At 70.6% G+C, this 18,252-nt stretch carries 15 protein-coding genes; 8 read left to right on the forward strand and 7 right to left on the reverse strand.

The window, feature by feature from the left end:
* Positions 1 to 31: 31 nt before the first annotated feature.
* Positions 32 to 1,543, forward strand: coding sequence for a deoxyguanosinetriphosphate triphosphohydrolase family protein (locus tag IW249_RS19745; RefSeq protein ID WP_196922107.1), 1,512 nt, complete (start codon positions 32 to 34; stop codon positions 1,541 to 1,543).
* A gap of 33 nt (positions 1,544 to 1,576) precedes the next feature.
* Here the strand turns inward: IW249_RS19745 and IW249_RS19750 are convergent, their stop codons facing one another.
* From IW249_RS19750 to IW249_RS19765, 4 genes are all read right to left on the reverse strand, one after another.
* Positions 1,577 to 2,725 carry an MBL fold metallo-hydrolase gene (locus IW249_RS19750; protein WP_196922108.1) on the reverse strand — a complete coding sequence of 383 codons (1,149 nt, stop codon included), beginning with the start codon at positions 2,723 to 2,725 and terminating at the stop codon, positions 1,577 to 1,579.
* A 124-nt stretch (positions 2,726 to 2,849) separates the two neighbouring features.
* Positions 2,850 to 3,854 carry a serine hydrolase gene (locus IW249_RS19755; RefSeq protein WP_231392583.1) on the reverse strand — a complete coding sequence of 335 codons (1,005 nt, stop codon included), beginning with the start codon at positions 3,852 to 3,854 and terminating at the stop codon, positions 2,850 to 2,852.
* A 112-nt stretch (positions 3,855 to 3,966) separates the two neighbouring features.
* A complete protein-coding gene (locus IW249_RS19760) occupies positions 3,967 to 4,887 on the reverse strand; it encodes an SDR family NAD(P)-dependent oxidoreductase (RefSeq protein ID WP_307788644.1) in 921 nt (306 codons plus the stop codon).
* 64 nt (positions 4,888 to 4,951) lie between these two features.
* The gene (locus IW249_RS19765; protein ID WP_196922111.1) at positions 4,952 to 6,136 is read right to left on the reverse strand and encodes a zinc-dependent alcohol dehydrogenase; all 1,185 of its coding nucleotides are present in this window, start codon (positions 6,134 to 6,136) and stop codon (positions 4,952 to 4,954) included.
* A gap of 612 nt (positions 6,137 to 6,748) precedes the next feature.
* Between IW249_RS19765 and IW249_RS19770 the strand changes: the two genes are divergently transcribed.
* The 5 genes from IW249_RS19770 (at position 6,749) to IW249_RS19790 (ending at position 12,362) form a co-directional block, all read left to right on the forward strand.
* Positions 6,749 to 7,957, forward strand: coding sequence for an NAD(P)/FAD-dependent oxidoreductase (locus IW249_RS19770; RefSeq protein ID WP_196922112.1), 1,209 nt, complete (start codon positions 6,749 to 6,751; stop codon positions 7,955 to 7,957).
* Between the two features lie 10 nt (positions 7,958 to 7,967).
* Entirely contained in the window at positions 7,968 to 8,921 is a 954-nt protein-coding gene (locus IW249_RS19775) for a sigma-70 family RNA polymerase sigma factor (protein ID WP_196922113.1), read from the forward strand.
* A 277-nt stretch (positions 8,922 to 9,198) separates the two neighbouring features.
* A complete protein-coding gene (locus IW249_RS19780) occupies positions 9,199 to 10,371 on the forward strand; it encodes an NAD(P)/FAD-dependent oxidoreductase (RefSeq protein ID WP_196922114.1) in 1,173 nt (390 codons plus the stop codon).
* A gap of 27 nt (positions 10,372 to 10,398) precedes the next feature.
* A complete protein-coding gene (locus tag IW249_RS19785) occupies positions 10,399 to 11,295 on the forward strand; it encodes an RNA polymerase sigma-70 factor (RefSeq protein ID WP_307788645.1) in 897 nt (298 codons plus the stop codon).
* Positions 11,296 to 11,321: 26 nt separating this feature from the next.
* Complete coding sequence (locus IW249_RS19790) at positions 11,322 to 12,362, forward strand: hypothetical protein (protein ID WP_196922116.1); 1,041 nt, start codon at positions 11,322 to 11,324, stop codon at positions 12,360 to 12,362.
* 188 nt (positions 12,363 to 12,550) lie between these two features.
* Here IW249_RS19790 and IW249_RS19795 read toward each other — a convergent pair whose 3' ends face one another.
* From IW249_RS19795 to IW249_RS19805, 3 genes are read right to left on the reverse strand one after another with little or no spacing between them, the layout of a single operon-like run.
* A complete protein-coding gene (locus IW249_RS19795) occupies positions 12,551 to 13,315 on the reverse strand; it encodes a succinate dehydrogenase/fumarate reductase iron-sulfur subunit (protein WP_091401529.1) in 765 nt (254 codons plus the stop codon).
* The gene (locus IW249_RS19800; RefSeq protein WP_196922117.1) at positions 13,312 to 15,249 is read right to left on the reverse strand and encodes a fumarate reductase/succinate dehydrogenase flavoprotein subunit; all 1,938 of its coding nucleotides are present in this window, start codon (positions 15,247 to 15,249) and stop codon (positions 13,312 to 13,314) included. The genes IW249_RS19795 and IW249_RS19800 overlap by 4 nt, the downstream gene beginning before the upstream one ends.
* Before the next feature lies 1 nt (position 15,250).
* Positions 15,251 to 15,934, reverse strand: a complete 684-nt coding sequence (locus tag IW249_RS19805) for a succinate dehydrogenase cytochrome b subunit (protein ID WP_307788828.1) — start codon at positions 15,932 to 15,934, stop codon at positions 15,251 to 15,253.
* Positions 15,935 to 16,017: 83 nt separating this feature from the next.
* Here IW249_RS19805 and IW249_RS19810 point away from each other — a divergent pair, with 83 nt between their 5' ends.
* Positions 16,018 to 16,947, forward strand: coding sequence for a LysR family transcriptional regulator (locus IW249_RS19810; RefSeq protein WP_196922119.1), 930 nt, complete (start codon positions 16,018 to 16,020; stop codon positions 16,945 to 16,947).
* Between the two features lie 253 nt (positions 16,948 to 17,200).
* Complete coding sequence (rfbB, locus tag IW249_RS19815; protein ID WP_196922120.1) at positions 17,201 to 18,241, forward strand: dTDP-glucose 4,6-dehydratase; 1,041 nt, start codon at positions 17,201 to 17,203, stop codon at positions 18,239 to 18,241.
* Positions 18,242 to 18,252: the final 11 nt, after the last annotated feature.

Here is an 18,252-nt window from a genome sequence, read left to right on the forward strand (position 1 = left end):
GTCCGGTCGGGCCTGCGCTAGCGTGGCGATCATGGAATCTGCTGCGGATCCGCGCGCCCGGCGGCTCTTCGGCGGCAGCGCCCGAGCCCTCGGCGACCTCACGGCCAACCCGTTCCGCGCCGACCGGGACCGGATCGTCGGCTCGCCGTTCTTCGCCCGCCTCGGCGGTGTCACCCAGGTGATCAGCCCGGTCGGCTCCGGGCTGCTGGTGCACAACCGGCTCACCCACAGCCTCAAGGTCGCCCAGGTGGCCCGGGCGGTCGCCGAACGGCTGAGCGGCGACGAGCGCTGGCGTGACCTGCTCGACAAGCTCGGTGGCTGCGACCCCGACGTGGTGGAGGCGGCGGCCCTCGCCCACGACCTCGGGCACCCACCGTTCGGGCACCTGGGGGAGCGGGTGCTGGACCGGCTGGCCCGCCAGCGCCTCGGCCTCTCCGACGGTTTCGAGGGCAACGCGCAGTCGTACCGGATCGTCACCAGCACCGAGATCCGCGGCGCGGCCACCACCGGGTTGGACCTGACCGCGGCGGTCCGCGCGGCGATGCTGAAGTACCCGTGGACCCGCCTGGACCACCCCGACCCGCACCCCCGCACGATGGACCCGCCGCCGCGCGGCGCCACCCCGCCGCCGGACGACCCGGAGAGCGGCTCGTCGAAGTTCGGCGCCTACCGGACCGAGCTGGACGACCTGCGGCAGGCCCGGGCGCCGTTCGCCGGTCGCATCCCGGACTGGCAGCAGACAGTGGAGGCGTCGGTGATGGACACCGCCGACGACATCGCGTACGCCATCCACGACGTGGAGGACTTCTACCGGGTCGGGGTGCTCCAGCAGGGTTCGGTCTCCGCGGAGTTGATGGCCTGGCAGCGCGAGAGCGGGCAGCTGCGGGCGATCACCGACGCGGCGCTGGCCACGGCGGCCCGGCGACCCGGGGCGGCGATCGAGCGGCTGCGCCGGCAACTGCACCGCAAGGACGCCTGGATCGCCGACGACGACGCGTTCGCCGCCGCCGTCGAGCACGTCCGCGAGGAGTTGGTGGACGGGCTGCTCGCGATGCCGTTCGACGGCTCGATCGAGGCCGAGCAGTACGTGGCCCGGTTCTCCGCCCGCTGGTCCACCCGCTTCGTCGAGGCGATCACGGTCACCGAACAGCCGTCGGTGCGCTCCGGGCACGTGCTGCTGGGCTGCGCCCAGTGGCACGAGGTGCAGGTGCTCAAGTTCGTCCACCACCGGTTCGTGCTGGCCCGCCCGGACCTCGCCCTGCACCAGCGCGGCCAGGCCCGGCTGTTGGGCACCCTGGTCGAGGCGCTCTGGGAGTGGCTGCTCGACCCGGAGGAGGAGTCCCGGCTGCCCCGGCGGCTGCACGACCTGGTGGAGTTGGCCGAGGCGGAGCTGCACCCGCGTACCCCGGACCGGATCGGTCGCGCCCGGGGCCGAGCCATCGTGGACTTCGTCGCGCAGCTCACCGACGGTCAGGCGGTGGCCATGCTGGACGCGCTCTCCGGCCGCTCCGGCGCGCTCTGGACCGACGCGTTCGTGCTCTGACCCGACGTCGGGCGGTGCCTGCGTTGGCCTGGCTCAGGCGACCGACTGCCACCACCCGTCGACGGCGGGCGGCTCGTCGACGACGACCCGCTCGCCCGGCCGGGGCACGGCGAGCCGCACGTCGCGGGCCTTCGCCTCGGCCCACAGCCGGTCGACCGGCTCGGACCAGTCGTGCAGGGCCAGGTTGAACGTCGCCCAGTGCACCGGCACGAACAGCCCGCCGCGCAGGTCGAGGTGGGCGTCGACCGCCTCCTCCGGGAACATGTGGATCGTCGGCCAGGCCCTGTCGTACGCGCCGATCTGCATCAGCGTCACGTCGAACGGCCCGTGCTCGGCGCCGATCTCGGCGTACCCGTCGAAGTATCCGGAGTCGCCGGTGTAGAAGACCTTGCGGCGCGCCCCGGCCACCACCCACGAACTCCAGAGCGTGCCGTCGCGGCGCAGCCCGCGTCCAGAGAAGTGCTGGGCGGCGGTGGCGGTGATCTCCAGCCCGGCGACCTGGTGCGACTCGGACCAGTCCAGCTCGATGATCCGCTCGGCGGGTACGCCCCAGCGGTCCAGGTGCGCGCCCACGCCGAGCGGCACCAGGAACGGCGCGGACTGCCCGGCGAGCAGCGCTCGCACGGTGGCCATGTCGAGGTGGTCGTAGTGGTCGTGCGAGATCAGGATGGCGTCCAGCGGGGGCAGCTCGTCGATGCCCACCGGTGGCTCGTGCAGCCGGCGCGGGCCGACCAGACCCGACGGGGAGCACCTGTCGCTCCACACCGGGTCGAGCAGCACCCGCCGGCCCTCGATCTCGATCAACGTCGAGGCGTGGCCGTACCAGACGATGTTGAGCTCGTCGGCGGTGTCGGCGGCGTCCGGCCCGCCGGCGCTCGGACGCAGCAGCGGCACCGGCGCGGTCGGACGCCGCTTCTGCTTGCCGAAGATCAGCTCGCGGACCAGGTTGCGCCCCGGCTCGGCGATCATCGTGCGGGTGCCGGCCCGGTTGTGGAAGGTGCCCTCGCGGAACTGCGGCGAGCGGGCCGCCCGTTCCGCCCGCGCCCCGCTGAGGCGGCCACCCAGCGCCGCCGGGACATCCCGGGCGACCCAGGCCAGGCCGGCGAGCGCGGCCAGGCCAGCGGCGCCCCGCATCCGTCGCCCGAGCGACCGTTCGACGTCCGTGTTCTGCGCTCGTGCCATTGCCGTCCCTCCGACGTGTCCGCCCTACACGGTAGTCACCCGGACCGACCCGTGCCTCGGTGGTCGGCACGCCGGGTCGGTCGCCGACAGCGGCGACCGACCCGGGACGGACCTACGGGGTGCCCTAGCCGCCGTTGCTGGGGCGTCGGGCGGTGATCCGGAACGTCTTGCCGACGCCCGCGATCCGGTCAACCGCGGCCAGGAACTTGGGGCCCATGGCGGCCCGGGCCTGCACCGCCGGGTGGGTCGCGCCGAAGTCCTCCGGGCTGGCCTGCCCGTCGGCGAAGAGCGCGTAGGTGAGCACCGCCGCGCCGGAGCGGTCGAAGATCACACCCGCCTCGTGCCGGGCGTCGGCGAACCAACCGGCCTTGGTGGCGATCCGGGCCCGCTCGTCCGAGGACATGGTGCGCCGGATGCCGTCGGTGAAGGCCACCGGGGAGCGCAGGATGCCCAACAGGTACGTCGTCGAGGCGGGGGAGAGCAGCGTGCCGGCGACCAGGGCGCGCAGCAGGTCGTGCGTCTCCCGGGGGGTGCTGGTGCCGAGGAAGAACCGGTTCGGGTTGGCCACCAGCTGGACCTGGGTGTTCGGGAAACCCTTGGCGACCAGGATGGAGTTGATCTCGGCGGCCGGAGCGACCAGCCCGCACAACCGCACCGCCGTGTCGTCCGAGACGGTCAGCAGGTTGGCCAGCACGTGCCCGATGGTCACCAGGCTCGGGTACGCGCCGTCCAGGCTGAAGATGCCGTCACCACCCGGTACGACGATCGCCGCGCTCACCTCGACCTGCTGGTCCAGGGTGAGCAGCCCACGGTCGACCTTGTCGAGCACCGCCGTGGCGACGGCGATCTTGTTGACGCTGTACGCCTCGATCCGCCGGTCCGCGTCAGCCTCCACGGCGACCACCGGCGCGCCGGCCGGGTCGGCGACACTGACGTACGCCTGCCAGTTGCCGCCGGCCTCGGCGCTGTGCTTGGTGAAGACGGAGGCGACCCGACGGGCGGCCCGAGCGGGGGTGGTCGGCGACGCCTCGGAGACGTCGGCGGCGCTCGCCGGGGCGGCGGCACCCAGCACCGTGCCGGCGGTGGCCACAGTGCCCAAGCCGAGCGCCGTTCTGCGGTTCAGTCGCATGGTCAATCGTCTCCCCGATCGTGGTGTGCCAGAGCGCTTGCTGGCCCACCACCCTAGGCGAGTTGATCGACGCACGAGGCCCCCGAACATGTCCCGAACGAGTCCGAACAGGTCAACCGAACCGTCGGCGCAGTGCGGCGCCCACCGCAGTGACCGGCCCGAACACGAGTTGCCGCAGGTCGGGCAGATGACCGCCGCGGACCGCCTCGCCGGAGGGGTTGGGGGCGAAGACCGAGCCGTCGTGCGCGGCGACGGACCGTCCACTCAGGCCCGCCGCCCGCATCAACGGGCCGACGAGGACGTCGTAGACCCCCGGCAGGACGGTGAAGCCGGCCCGCAGCACCACGTTGAGTCGGCCCACGGACACCTCCCGGCGAGGCCGGTCCACACAGTCCACGATGGCCCGACCCACCCGCTGCGGGCCGGCGACCGGCGGCGGAGGTCGCCCGATCCGGCCCAGATAGTTGGCCGCCTGCTGGTACACCGGAGTGTCCACACTGCCCGGATTGACCAGACACAGCCGGATCCCCGGGCTGTCCCGCAACTCCTGCTGCACCGTCCGGACCAGGCCCTGCAACCCCCACTTGCTCGCCACGTACGCGCTCATGTACGGCGCGGTGATGTGCCCGAGCACCGAACCGGTGAGGATCACCGTGCCGGCCCCGGCGGCCCGGAAGTGCCGCAGCGCCACCCGTACCGAACCGGCGGCGCCGAGCAGGTCGGTGCGCACCACCTGGTCGAAGACCCGTTCCGGCAACTCGTCGAAGCGTCCGTAGGCCATCACCGCCGCCGTGTGCACCCACACGTCGATACGACCGAAGCGGTCCAACGCCGCACCCGCGAGCGCGTCCAGCGCGTCCGGCTCGGTCACGTCGGTCGGCACGGTCAGCACGTCGACGTCGGCGCACTCAGCGCGTACCTCGGCCAGGGTCGTGGTGGCGCGAGCCGCGAGGACCAAACGGTCACCGCGCTCGGCGAACGCCCGGGCCGTCGCCCGGCCGATCCCGCTGCTCGCGCCAACGATCACGACCACCCGGCTCACGGTGCCACTTGAATTCGTGACTGCGGGGCTCGCAACCCCGGCTCACTCCTCGCACTCACGGCTGGAGCACGACCTTGATGCAGCCGTCCTCCTTCTTCTGGAACATCTCGTACGCCTGCGGCGCCCGCGCCAGCGGCAACCGGTGGGTACGCAGGTCCTCCACGCCCAGCGGGTCGTCGTCGCCGGAGAGCAGCGGCAGGATCTCGTCGGTCCAGCGGCGCACGTGACACTGCCCCATCCGCAGCTGGATGCCCCGGTCGAACATCTCCATCAGCGGCATCGGGTCCGCCTCGCCGCCGTACACCCCGGAGAGCGACACGGTGCCGCCGCGGCGAACCGCCTTGAGCGCGGCGTGCAGGACGGACAGCCGGTCCACACCCGCCCGGTCGGTCATCGTCTGGGCCAGCTTGTCCGGCAACAGCCCGGCTGCGGTCTGCGCCAACTTCCCCGCCGGCGAACCGTGCGCCTCCATCCCGACCGCGTCGATCACCGCGTCCGGGCCGCGGCCGTCGACCAGGTCGATCAGCGCGCCCGGCACGTCGGACAGTTCGCTGACGTCGAGCACCTCAATGCCGTGCCGGCGGGCCAACTCCAGCCGCTCGGGAACCAGGTCCAGCCCGATCACCCGGCCCGCGCCGAGGTGGCGGCCGATCCGCGCGCAGAACTGCCCGACCGGACCCAACCCGAAGACGGCCAGGGTGCCGCCCGGCGGGGTGTCCGCGTACTTCACCGCCTGCCACGCGGTGGGCAGAATGTCGGACAGGTAGAGGTAGCGCTCGTCGGCGCCGGTCTGCGGGATCTTGATCGGCCCGAAGTGGGCCTGCGGTACGCGCAGGTACTCGGCCTGCCCGCCCGGCACCGAACCGTAGAGCGAGGTGTAGCCGAACAGGGACGCGCCCTTGCCCTCGCTGGTGACCTGGGTGGTCTCGCACTGGGCGTAGAGCTGGCGCGAGCACATCCAGCAACTGCCGCAGGCGATGTTGAACGGCACCACCACCCGGTCGCCCGGCTTGAGCCCGGTCACCTCCGACCCGACCTCCTCGACGATGCCCATCGGCTCGTGGCCCAGGACGTCACCCGGCTTCAGGTACGGCCCGAGCACCTCGTACAGGTGCAGGTCGGAACCGCAGATCGCGGTCGAGGTGATCTTCACGATCGCGTCGGTCGGCTCCTCGATCCGGGGGTCCGGGACCTCTTCGACCCGTACGTCCCGTTTGCCCTGCCAGGTCAAGGCCTTCATGTCCATCGTCTCCTCTCGCCGTCTCCGGAGACTGCTACCCGGGCGCGGGCACTTGAACCGGCTGGGCGGCAGGACCGTCTCGGGCCGGTCGGGTGGTCGCGGTCGGGGCTGGGGGCGACCGTCTCCGGCTTCGAGCGGTCAGGCTTGATCCCTACGCCGGGAACCGTCGCCCCCAGCCCATGGGCGGCCGCCGCCCGTACGCCTCCTGCGCCGGCCCGTGAACTGCGGCCGGCGGGTGGTCGCTGCCCGTGCGCTTCCTGCGCCGGCCGGTGAGCCCGGTGCCCCGTGCGCCGCGCGCCAATGTGACCGCCTTGCCCACTTATGTCGTGTTGGTTCGGGTTCGCTGCGGCGAGGTTGAGTTGATCAACTCGCGTTTCCTGAAGTCGCGGTATCCGAGGCGCGGTGACAGGCCGACTTCACGGAACCCGAGTGGATCATGCATTGGGCTGGGTGGGCTGCATCTGCGCCGCCTCGGCGTCGCGCGCATCGTTGGGCGCCGCTCCCGACGCTCTATGACCCATGCCACATGCGATCCCCGTCAGCAATCGGGGCGCTGTCCCGCTCAACTCACGAGAGCACGCCAAAGGACACGCCAAAGGACAGGAGCAACACATGAAGCACCGCATCGTCGTTCTCGGCGCCGGCTATGCCGGGACCCACGTGGCCGGGAACCTGGCCCGCCGGCTGTCCCCGGTGGACATCGAGATCACCGTGGTCAACGTTGAGCCGGACTTCGTCGAGCGTCTGCGGCTGCACCAGCTCGCCACCGGCCAGAAGATCGCGGCTCCGAAGCTCGCCGACGTCTTCGGGGGCACGGGGATACGGCTGCGCCTGGCCCGTGTCAGCGCCGTGGACCCCGAGCGCCAGGTCGTCGCCGTGGCCGACGCCGATGCTGGCGGCGAGATCGGCTACGACACGCTTGTCTACGCGCTCGGCAGCCACGGCAACGACTGTGGCGTCCCCGGCGTGGCCGAGTACGCCTTCGACATCGCCGCCCGGCCCTCGGCGCTGCGCCTGCGCGAGCGCCTGGACAGCCTGGGCAGGCGCAGCGAATGCGGGAGGGTGCTGGTCGTCGGCGACGGGTTGACCGGCATCGAGACCGCCACCGAGATCGCCGAATCCCGGCCCGGCCTGTCGGTGGCGCTGGTCGCCCGCGGCGAACTGGGTGCCCGGCTCTCCGCCGGAGCCCGCAGCCACCTGCGCCAGGCCTGCGACCGGCTGGGCATCACCGTCCTGGAGTACACCAGCGTCGAAGCCGTCGAAGCGACGCGGGTGCTGTGCGCCGACGGCACCGTCCTGGCGTCAGACGCGACCGTGTGGACGGCCGGGTTCGCGGTCAGCCCCATCGCCGCCGCCAGCGGGCTGGAGGTCACCGGGAACGGTCAGATCGTCGTCGACCGCACCATGCGGTCGGTCTCGCACCCGAACGTCTACGCCGCCGGCGACAGCGCCTACGCCATCGGTGACAACGGGCAGCCGCTGCCGATGTCCTGCGCTTCGGCCGGCTACACCGGCATGCAGGCGATCGAGGCGATCGTGGGACGCCTGACCGGCCACAAGATTGCGAACACCAAGCTGGGCTACCCGGGTAACCACATCAGCCTTGGGCGGCGGGACGGGATCCTGCAGATGGTCGACGACGAAGCGCAAGCAAAGCCGAGGTATGTGGGCGGCCGGAAGGCCGCACGGGTCAAGGCGGGCATCCTCAAGACCTCGCTGTGGGCCGTCTCGCACCCGACCTTCGGCCTGCCCAAGCGCAGGCACCGCCTGGCCGCGGTGCCGGATGCGTCCCGCCGGACAGACGGTCGCGTAGTCGCCTAGGTTGGTCCGCGTGGACAGCATCGCCAATGATCGCTTCGACGCCAGCCGGTTCGAGGCCAGCCGAAACCGGCTGGTCTCGCTGGCGTACCGGCTTCTGGGCTCCGCCGCCGACGCCGAAGACGCCGTGCAGGATGCGTTCCTGCACTGGCAGGCCGCCGACCGGCAGCGGATCATGGTGCCGGAGGCATGGCTGACCAAGGTCGTCACCAACCTGTGCCTCGACCGGCTCCGCTCGGCCCAGGTCCGCCGCGAACGCACCGTCGGCGCCTGGCTGCCCGAACCGCTCCTCGACGGTGACCCGATGCTCGGCCCAGCCGACACGTTCGAGCAGCGCGAATCGGTCTCCCTGGCTGTGTTGACGCTCATGGAGCGCCTGTCACCCGTTGAGCGGGCCGTCTACGTCCTGCGCGAGGCGTTCTCCTACAGCCACTCCGAGGTCGCCGAGATCCTCGACATCACCGAGTCCGCAAGCCAACAGCACCTGCACCGGGCCCGGCGCCACATCACCACCGCCCGCCGCCGCAGCGGTGAGGTCGACCCGGCATCTGCCCGCAGGATCGTCGAGGAATTCCTCGCCGCTGCCTCCTCGGGCCGCACCGAACGGCTGGTGGCGCTACTCGCCGACGACGCGACTGCGATCTCCGACGGCGCCGGCCTGACCGAGACGCTGCTGCGGTACGACACTCCGCAGCGCATCGCCGCCGTCGTACGGGCCGGCTTCAAACCCACACCCGCGAAGCGGCGACTTGCCGGCGGTACGCCCGCCATCCACTACGCGCTCGTCAACCGCGCCCCCGCCATCCTCTTCGTGCTCGGCGACCAGGTCGTCGGCGCCGTGACGCTCGACATCACCAACGGCAAGATCGCAACTGTGCGTGGCATCGCCGCCCCTATCCGCCTTGCCCGCCTCACCGAAGCCTGGCGGCAGCACGAACCGGACACGCCGCTCATCGCCCAGTGGTGACGAGGTCCTGGGACGGAACCTGCGCTGCCACGGGCTGACGGACGCCGAGGTGCGGAAGGGGATGAGCCGGCCTCCCGCAAGCTCACCGGCCGGCCGTCTTCCTCGTCACCGTGACAGCCGCTCTGGTCGTCGATCTCGCGTACCACAGCGCATGACGTACCGGCCGCTGCTTGCCGAACGTCCGGCGCGAACCGGGTGAGTGGCCGGTCTCACGCGCTGTTACGCCAACCCCCCAGGCGGTGTCTTGTGGCCGAACACCGCGAACGAGGGAGACACCATGAGGGAGAACATCAACGTGGTCGTGGTCGGCGGCGGATATGCCGGCGTCATGGCGGCCAACCGCCTCAGCCAGCGCGACAACGTGACCGTTACGCTGGTCAACCCGCGGCCGAGCTTCGTTCACCGCATTCGCCTGCACCAGCTCGTCGGCGGAACCGGCGACGCGGTCGTCGGCTACCGGGAGGTCCTGGCCGACCGCGTCCGGCTGGTGGTCGACACCGCGACCCGGATCGACGCGGCCGAGCGCACCGTTTCGTTGGCGAACGAAAGCACGGTGGGCTACGACTACCTCATCTACGCGGTGGGCAGCGGCAGCGCCGTCCCGAGTGTGCCCGGAGCATCCGAGTACGCCCACAACATGGCCAGCCTGGAGGAGGCACAGCAACTGCGGGCGGTGCTCGACGCCACACCGACGACGGACGTGGTGACGGTGGTCGGAGGGGGCGCGACAGGCATCGAGGTCGCCGCCGAGTTGGCGGCCGAGGGCCGCACCGTGACCCTTGCGTGTGGCAAGGTGCTCCACCCGTATCTGCACCCGAGGATTCGCCGCACGTTCGCCAAGCGGCTGGCCAAGCTCGGGGTGACCATCATCGACGGTCCTGGTGCGAAGGTCACCGCGGTGAGCCGCGACGCCGTCCTGCTCGGGGACGGCCGCGAGCTGCGCAGCACGGTGACCGTCTGGACGGCCGGGTTCAGCGTCCCCGACCTGGCTGCCCGCAGCGGGCTCACGACCGACGCGGCCGGACGTCTCCTGACCGACGAGACGCTTACCAGCATCGACGACGACCGCATCGTCGCCGCTGGGGACTCGGCCGCACCGTCGGACATGCCGCTACGGATGAGCTGCCAGTCGGCCAATCCACTCGGCGCCCATGCGGCCGACACCGTGCTCGCTCGGATCGCGGGCGGACAGCCCGCGACCATCGCCATCGGCTTCTTCGGGCAGTGCGTCAGCCTGGGCCGCGGCGCCGCCACCGTACAGATCGCCTCGAAGAACGACGTTGCCAAGGGTTTCGCTGTCGGCGGCCTCCTCGGCGCGAAGATCAAGAGCAGCAGTTTCCCCGGCCTGATCGAGCACCTGGCGCATGAGGCGCACAAGCCCGGCTCCTACACCTGGAAGTTCCGCGATGACACCCGTCATCAGCGGCTCCAGGCGCTCGCCGCCCGCTGAACCGACCAGGAAATGGAAGGTATTGCAGTGAATACGCCGCCAGCCGACCCTGCCACTGAAACCTTCGTGGCCCACCGGAACCTGCTGTTCACCGTCGCCTACGAGATGCTCGGATCGGCGGCCGACGCCGAAGACGTCCTTCAGGAGACCTGGCTGCGCTGGGTCAAAGTGGACCTGGCGCGGGTGAACGACCAGCGGGCCTACCTGGTCCGGGTCACCACCCGGCAGTCGCTCAACCGGCTGCGTACGATGCAGCGTCGCAAGGAGGCGTACGTCGGCTCCTGGCTGCCGGAGCCGCTGCTCACCGCACCGGACGTGGCTGACGACGTCGAGCTCGCGGAGAACATGTCGATGGCGCTCATGCTCGTCCTCGAAACGTTGGCACCGACCGAACGTGCCGTGTTCGTCCTACGTGAAGTCTTCGACGTCAGTTACGACGAGATCGCGGCAGCCCTCGACAAGAGCCCTTCGGCGGTCCGCCAGATCGCATACCGCGCCCGCCAGCACGTCGACGCCCGCCGCCCACGCCAGGTGGTTCCTGCGAGTTTGACCCGGGCGGCACTGGACTCGCTGCGGCACGCGATCGAAACCGGGGACCTGCGAGGCCTGCTCGACGTGCTCGCCCCAGACGTGGTCCTGGTGGCCGACGGCGGTGGCATCAAACAGGCTGCGTTGCGGCCGGTCATCGGCGCCGACAAGGTGGCCCGCATGTTCGTCACCGGCATCGCCAAGGTGGACAGCATCCTCACCGCCGAGCCCACCGTGGTCAACGGCAACCCATCACTCGTGCTGCGCCTGGACGGCCAGCTCGACGGAATCCTCGCCGTCCGCGTCGAGGACGCCGGCATCACCGGTCTCTACTACGTCCGCAATCCGGAAAAGCTCACCCGCGTCGAGTCTGCAACCCCGCTCACCCTGCGATGAACACCGCCCGATTCGGAGGAGGAAACATGGCCATTCAGGCCAAGCCGGCAACCGACGCATCGCCGTCGCCCTGGACCGCGGTGGCCCGGGCCGTCGCCCTGCTCACGGTGGCCGTCAGCGTGCTGCTGACCGCCTTCGCCTGGCCCTCGATACGTTCGTCGGTGCACGACGTGCCGATCGCCGTCGCCGGGCCGGCGCCTGCGGTCAGACAGATCAGCACGGTCCTCGACGAGCGCCTTCCCGACGCCTTCGAGATCACCGAAGTCGCCGACACCGCCGCCGCCGACCAGCTCATCCGCGACCGCGACGTGTACGGGGCGATCGACGTCAGCTCCGATACCCCACAGGTCATCCACGCCACCGCCGCCAGCGCGGCCGTCGCCCAGACCCTCAACAGCATCGCCACCGCGCTCAGCCAGCCGCAGTTCCAGGGCGCCGGCACGGAGGCCACCGTCCGTGACCTCGTCCCGCTGCCGCCCGACGACCCGCGTGGTGCCGGGCTGGCCGCCGGCGGGCTGCCCCTCGTCATGGGCGGTCTGCTCGCCGCACTTCTGCTGACCAGACTTGTCCTTGGCACCACCCGTCGGGTCATCGGAGCGTTCGCCTTCGCCGTCACCGGCGGCCTGGCCGTGTCGGCCATACTGCAGTTCTGGCTCGGCTCCCTGACCGGCTCCTACTGGGCGAACACCGGCGCGGTCGCCCTGACCGTCGCGGCCACCTCCCTGAGCATCCTCGGGCTGGAGTCCGTGCTCGGATACGCCGGGCTCGGCCTGGGCGCGGCCACGATGATGCTCATCGGCAATCCCTTGTCGGGCACCGCGACCGCGCCCGAAATGCTGCCCGGCTGGTCCGGCATGCTCGGCCAACTGCTACCGCCCGGCGCGGGAGGTTGGCTGCTGCGATCCACCGCCTTCTTCGACGGCCGCGGCGCCACCCATTCGATCATCGTCCTCGCCACGTGGCTAACGCTCGGCATACTGCTGTGCCTCGCAGGCAGCCTGCGCCGGCGACGCCCGGCAGCCGAACCAGTGACCACCGCTCAGCCGGCCGCACAGGCGACCGTGTGAGGTGCAGCGGCGGCGTCACTCGCATCGAGGTTGCGCCGCCGCTGTCCAGCACTCCCGACTGTCACGATCGGACGCACTCATCTGGGTGCCGGCTCGGACCGCAACCGCCCAGCCATACGCCGACCGCCGAACGCCAGACCGCCGTACCCAGGAAGGGATACGGCGGTCTGGCGTGGTGCCGGTGGACGTCAGGAACCGGGGGTGTTGTTGGCTCCCTTGGCGGTGGCCGCGAGGTAGTCGCGGTTGAGCCGGCCGATGGTGTTCAGCGGGATGCCCTTCGGGCAGGCCGGGGTGCATTCGCCGGCGTTGGTGCAGCCGCCGAAGCCGGCCTCGTCGTGCGCGTCGACCATGCCGATCACCCGGGTGTAGCGCTCCGGCTGGCCCTGCGGCAGGAGCGAGAGTTGGGTGAGCTTGGCGGCGGTGAAGAGCATGCCAGAGCCGTTCGGGCAGGCTGCCACGCAGGCGCCGCAACCGATGCAGGCGGCCGACTCGAAGGCGGCGTCGGCGTTGGCCTTGGCGACCGGGGTGGAGTGGGCTTCGGGCGCGCTGCCGGTGGGCGCTGTGACGTAGCCGCCAGCTGCGATGATCTTGTCGAAGGCGCTCCGGTTGACGACCAGGTCCTTGACGACCGGGAAGGCGCTGGCCCGCCACGGCTCGATGTCGATGGTCTCGCCGTCCTTGAACTGCCGCATGTGCAGCTGGCACGCGGTGGTGCCGCGCTGCGGCCCGTGCGCGTCGCCGTTGATCATCAGGCCGCACATGCCGCAGATGCCCTCGCGGCAGTCGTGGTCGAACGCCACCGGGTCCTCGCCCGCGAGGATCAGCCGTTCGTTGAGCACGTCGAGCATCTCCAGGAACGACATGTCCGGGGACACGTCGTCGACCGGGTAGGTCACCATCCGACCCTTGTCCTCAGGGCCCTTCTGGCGCCAGATGCGCAGGGTCAGGTTCACTTGTAGCTCCGCTGCGTGGGGTGGACGTATTCGAACTTCAGGTCTTCCTTGTGCAGCACCGAGGGCTCGCCGTCGGCGGTGAACTCCCAGGCCGCCACGTACGCGAACCGGTCGTCGTCGCGCTGCGCCTCACCGTCGGGGGTCTGGTGCTCGGCCCGGAAGTGGCCGCCGCAGGACTCCTCGCGGTGCAGGGCGTCGATGCACATCAGCTCGGCCAGTTCGAAGAAGTCGGCCACCCGGCCGGCCTTCTCCAGCGACTGGTTGAGTTCCTCGCCGGTGCCGGACACCTTGACCCGCTGCCAGAACTGTTCGCGCAGGGCGCGGATCTCGTCGATCGCCTTGCGCAGCCCGGCCTCGCTGCGCTCCATGCCGCAGTGCTCCCACATGATCTGGCCCAGTTCCCGGTGGAACGAGTCCACGGTCCGGTCGCCGTTCACCGCGAGCAGCCGCTGGACGCGGTCCTCGACGTCGGTGCGTGCCTCGACGGCCGCCGGGTGGCTGGCGTCGACCTTCTCCAGCGGACCGGAGGCCAGGTAGTTGGCGATGGTGGTGGGCAGCACGAAGTAGCCGTCGGCGAGGCCCTGCATCAGCGCCGAGGCGCCGAGCCGGTTCGCGCCGTGGTCGGAGAAGTTCGCCTCACCGATCACGAACAGGCCGGGGATGTTCGACTGGAGGTCGTAGTCGACCCACAGGCCGCCCATCGTGTAGTGCACGGCGGGGTAGATGCGCATCGGCACCTCGTACGGGTCCTCGCCGGTGATCCGCTCGTACATCTCGAAGAGGTTGCCGTACTTGGCCTCGATGGCCTTGCGGCCCAGCCGCCCGATCGCGTCGGCGAAGTCGAGGTAGACGCCGAGCTTGGTCGGCCCGACGCCCCGGCCCTCGTCGCACACGTTCTTCGCGGCGCGGGAGGCGATGTCGCGGGGGACCAGGTTGCCGAAGGAGGGGTAGATCCGCTCCAGGTAGTAGTCCCGCTCGTCTTCCGGGATGTCCTTCGGGCTGCGGTCGTCGCCCTTGGTCTTCGGCACCCAGACCCGGCCATCGTTGCGCAGCGACTCGCTCATCAGGGTCAGCTTCGACTGGTGGTCGCCGGAGACCGGGATGCAGGTCGGGTGGATCTGCGTGTAGCACGGGTTGGCGAAGTACGCGCCCTTGCGGTGCGCGCGCCAGGTGGCGGTGACGTTGCAGCCCTTGGCGTTGGTGGAGAGGTAGAAGACGTTGCCGTAGCCGCCGGAGGCGAGCACCACGGCGTCGGCCATCTCGGTGCTGATCTCGCCGGTGACCAGGTCCCGGACCACGATGCCCCGGGCCTTGCCGTCGACGAGAACCAGCTCCAGCATCTCGTGCCGGGCGTTCATCTCCACGTTGCCCAGGCCGATCTGCCGTTCGAGGGCCTGGTACGCGCCGAGCAGCAACTGCTGGCCGGTCTGGCCCCGGGCGTAGAAGGTGCGCTGCACCTGGGCGCCACCGAAGGAGCGGGTGTCCAGCAGGCCGCCGTACTCGCGGGCGAACGGCACCCCCTGGGCGACGCACTGGTCGATGATGTTGACCGACACCTCGGCGAGCCGGTGCACGTTCGACTCCCGGGAGCGGAAGTCGCCGCCCTTGACGGTGTCGTAGAAGAGCCGGTGCACGGAGTCGCCGTCGTTGCGGTAGTTCTTCGCCGCGTTGATGCCGCCCTGTGCCGCGATGGAGTGCGCCCGGCGCGGGCTGTCCTGGTAGCAGTAGGACTTGACGTGGTAGCCCTGCTCGGCCAGGGTCGCGGCGGCGGAGCCGCCGGCCAGGCCGGTGCCGACCACGATCACCGTCATCTTGCGGCGGTTCGCGGGGTTGACCAGCTTGGCCTCGAAGCGCCGGGTCTCCCAACGCTTCTCGACCGGGCCGGCGGGAGCCTTGGTGTCGGCGATCGGGTCGCCCTCGGTGAAGAGTTCCATGTCAGGACACCAATCCGGTGAGTACGGCGAACGGGACCACCAGGTACCCGGCGCAGAGCAGCACGGCGAAGACCAGAGCCGCGGTACGCGCCCTGCGCTCGCCGCGCGGCGTCTGCTGGCCGAGGCTGCGGAACGCGCTGAACGCGCCGTGGCGCAGGTGGAAGCCCACCGCGAGGATGGCCAGCGTGTAGAAGAGCGTGACGTACCAGCGTTCCGGGGCGAAGTCGGCGACGACGTTGCCGTACGGCTTGCTGGCGTCGCCGACCGGGTTCAGCGTGCCGGTGGTCAGGTCCAGCAGGTGGTAGATCACGAAGAGCAGGATGATCACGCCACCCCAGCGCATCGTGCGGGCCGCGTAGCTGCCGTTGACCTTCTTGCGGTGGGCGTACTTGACCGGGCGGGCGGCGCGGGCCCGCCGGGCCAGCACGGTGGCGGCCACGATGTGGGCGACGACCGCCACGACCAGCACGGTGCGCAGGATCCACAGGAACCAGACGCCGGGCAGCAGTGGCTTGCCGATGTCACGCAGCCAGTGCGCGTAGTGGTCGAACGAGGTCTCCCCCGTGAACACCTTCAGGTTCCCGAGCATGTGGGCGATGAGGAACAGCGCCAGCAGGATGCCCGTCACCGCCATGACGGCCTTGAGGCCGACGTTCGAGCGGATGGGCGACCGAGTTTTCGTGATTACCACAGGACCGACGCTAGGAGCACTTCGATCAGTCGTCCAATGCATCAAACTCGCAGTGTTGATAGCCGTAGGCTATTTAGATGCAGCTCCATCAGCTCCGGTACTTCGTCGCGGTGGCCGAAGTACGACATTTCACCCAAGCCGCCGACATCGTGGGCATCACTCAGCCTTCTCTCAGTAAGCAAATTCACGCTCTGGAGGCCGACCTCGGAGCGCCGCTGTTCGAGCGGGTAAGGGGCAACATCGCGCTCACCGCGGCGGGTGAGGTGCTGCTGCCGTTGGCCACCCGGATCCTCGCCGACGTGGAGACCGCGACCCGGGAGGTCCAGGAGTTGGTCGGGCTGCGCCGGGGCCGGGTCCGGCTCGGGGCCACCCCCAGTCTGGCCACCTCGCTCGCCCCGCCGGTGCTGCGCCGGTTCCGCGACGCGCACCCCACCATCGACCTGCGCGTCGAGGAGGGCGGCTCCCAGGACCTGGTCCGCGACCTCCTGCGCGGCGACCTCGACCTGGCTCTGATCATCATGCCGGCGCAGGGGGCCGACCCGGGGCTGCGGGTCGACCCCATCCTGCGGGAGAGCCTGGTGGTGGCCTCGGTGGGCGAGGTGGCGACCGCGTCGGCGACCGGGGAGCTGCGCATCACCGACCTGCGGGACCAGCCCATGGTGATGTTCCGGGAGGGGTACGACCTGCGCGACGCGACCATCCAGGCGTGCCGGGAGGCGGGCTTCGAACCGACCTTCGCGGTGGACGGCGGCGAGATGGACGCGGTGCTCAGCTTCGTCGAGGCGGGGCTCGGCATCGCGCTCGTGCCCGGCATCGTCCTGGCCCGCCGGCCGGGCGTGCGGATCACCCCGCTCGCCCCACCCGGGGTGCGGCGGACCATCGCGGTGGCCCGCCGGCGCGACGTCGTACCCACCCACGCCGGTCGGGAGCTCCGGCGCATCCTGCTCGACTACGTGCAGTCCGCGATTGACGAAGCGAAGCTGCCTCCCGGGGTCGAGCCTCGTTGAGGGGGGTGGGTGTCGGGTTGGCCTCACCACCGATGTGCCCCGGCGGCCGTCGGCTGAATGGTTCGTATCGCCCAGCCGACCGTTCCGCGTTGATCATCCCGTTCGTCCTTGCTGGGTTAAATCGACCTTAAGCTCGGGATATAGGACTCGATGTCCGACCAGGTCACTTAAAGTGGAGCCTTGCACGGGTCAAATTACTCATTCATCTCGTAACAGCTCACCGGCGGGCATTTCGCCGGCAGGGAGGCTAGACATGAGGATCCTGGTTACCGGCGGCGCTGGCTTCATCGGGTCGCATTTCGCGCGCAGTCTGCTCGGCGGACGCTACGTCGGGTTCGAAGACTGTGACGTCACGGTGATCGACAAGCTGACCTACGCCAGTGATCGGGCCAACCTGCCGGCCGCGCACCCCCGCCTGACGTTCGTCCGTGGGGACATCTGCGACCGGCAGTTGCTCGCCGACCTCGTGCCAGGGCATGACGCGGTCGTGCATTTCGCCGCCGAGTCGCACGTCGACCGGTCCATCGACGATCCGGCGCCGTTCTTCGAGACCAACGTGATGGGGTCGCACCACCTGATGTCCGCCTGCGCGCGTGGCGGTGTCAGCCGGGTCGTGCACGTCTCCACCGACGAGGTGTACGGCTCGATCAACGAGGGCTCCTGGAACGAGTCCTGCGTGCTGGAACCCAACTCCCCGTACGCGGCCTCCAAGGCGGCCAGCGACCACGTGGTCCGCTCCTACTGGCGCACGTACGACGTGGACGTCTCGATCACCCGCTGCGCCAACAACTACGGGCCGTACCAGCATGTGGAGAAGGTCATCCCGCGCTTCGTCACCAGCCTGCTCACCGGTCAGGACATCACCCTGCACGGCGACGGCAGCGCGGTGCGCGAGTGGCTGCACGTCGACGACCACTGTCGGGCCATCGCGCTGGTGCTGGCCAAGGGCCGCGCCGGCGAGGTCTACAACATCGGCGGCGACCTTGAGCTGACCAACCGTGCGCTCACCGAGCGGATCCTGCGGCTGGCCGGCGCGGGCTGGGACCGTGTCCGGCACGTGCCCGACCGCAAGGTGCAGGACCAGCGTTACTCGCTGGACTTCCGCAAGATCTCCGAGGAACTCGGCTTCGAGCCGCAGATCCGGTTCGAGGACGGGCTGACCGAGGTCTTCCACTGGTACCGGGAGAACCGCGCCTGGTGGACGCCCACCGCCACGGAGCCCCGCAGTGCGGCGCTGACCAGCTCGGTGCGCGGCGTTCCAGCCAGCCGGGCGCTGTCCGTCCAGGCACGCTGACTGGCCCGCGA

The sequence above is a fragment of the Micromonospora vinacea genome, assembly GCF_015751785.1.
GTDB lineage: Bacteria > Actinomycetota > Actinomycetes > Mycobacteriales > Micromonosporaceae > Micromonospora > Micromonospora vinacea.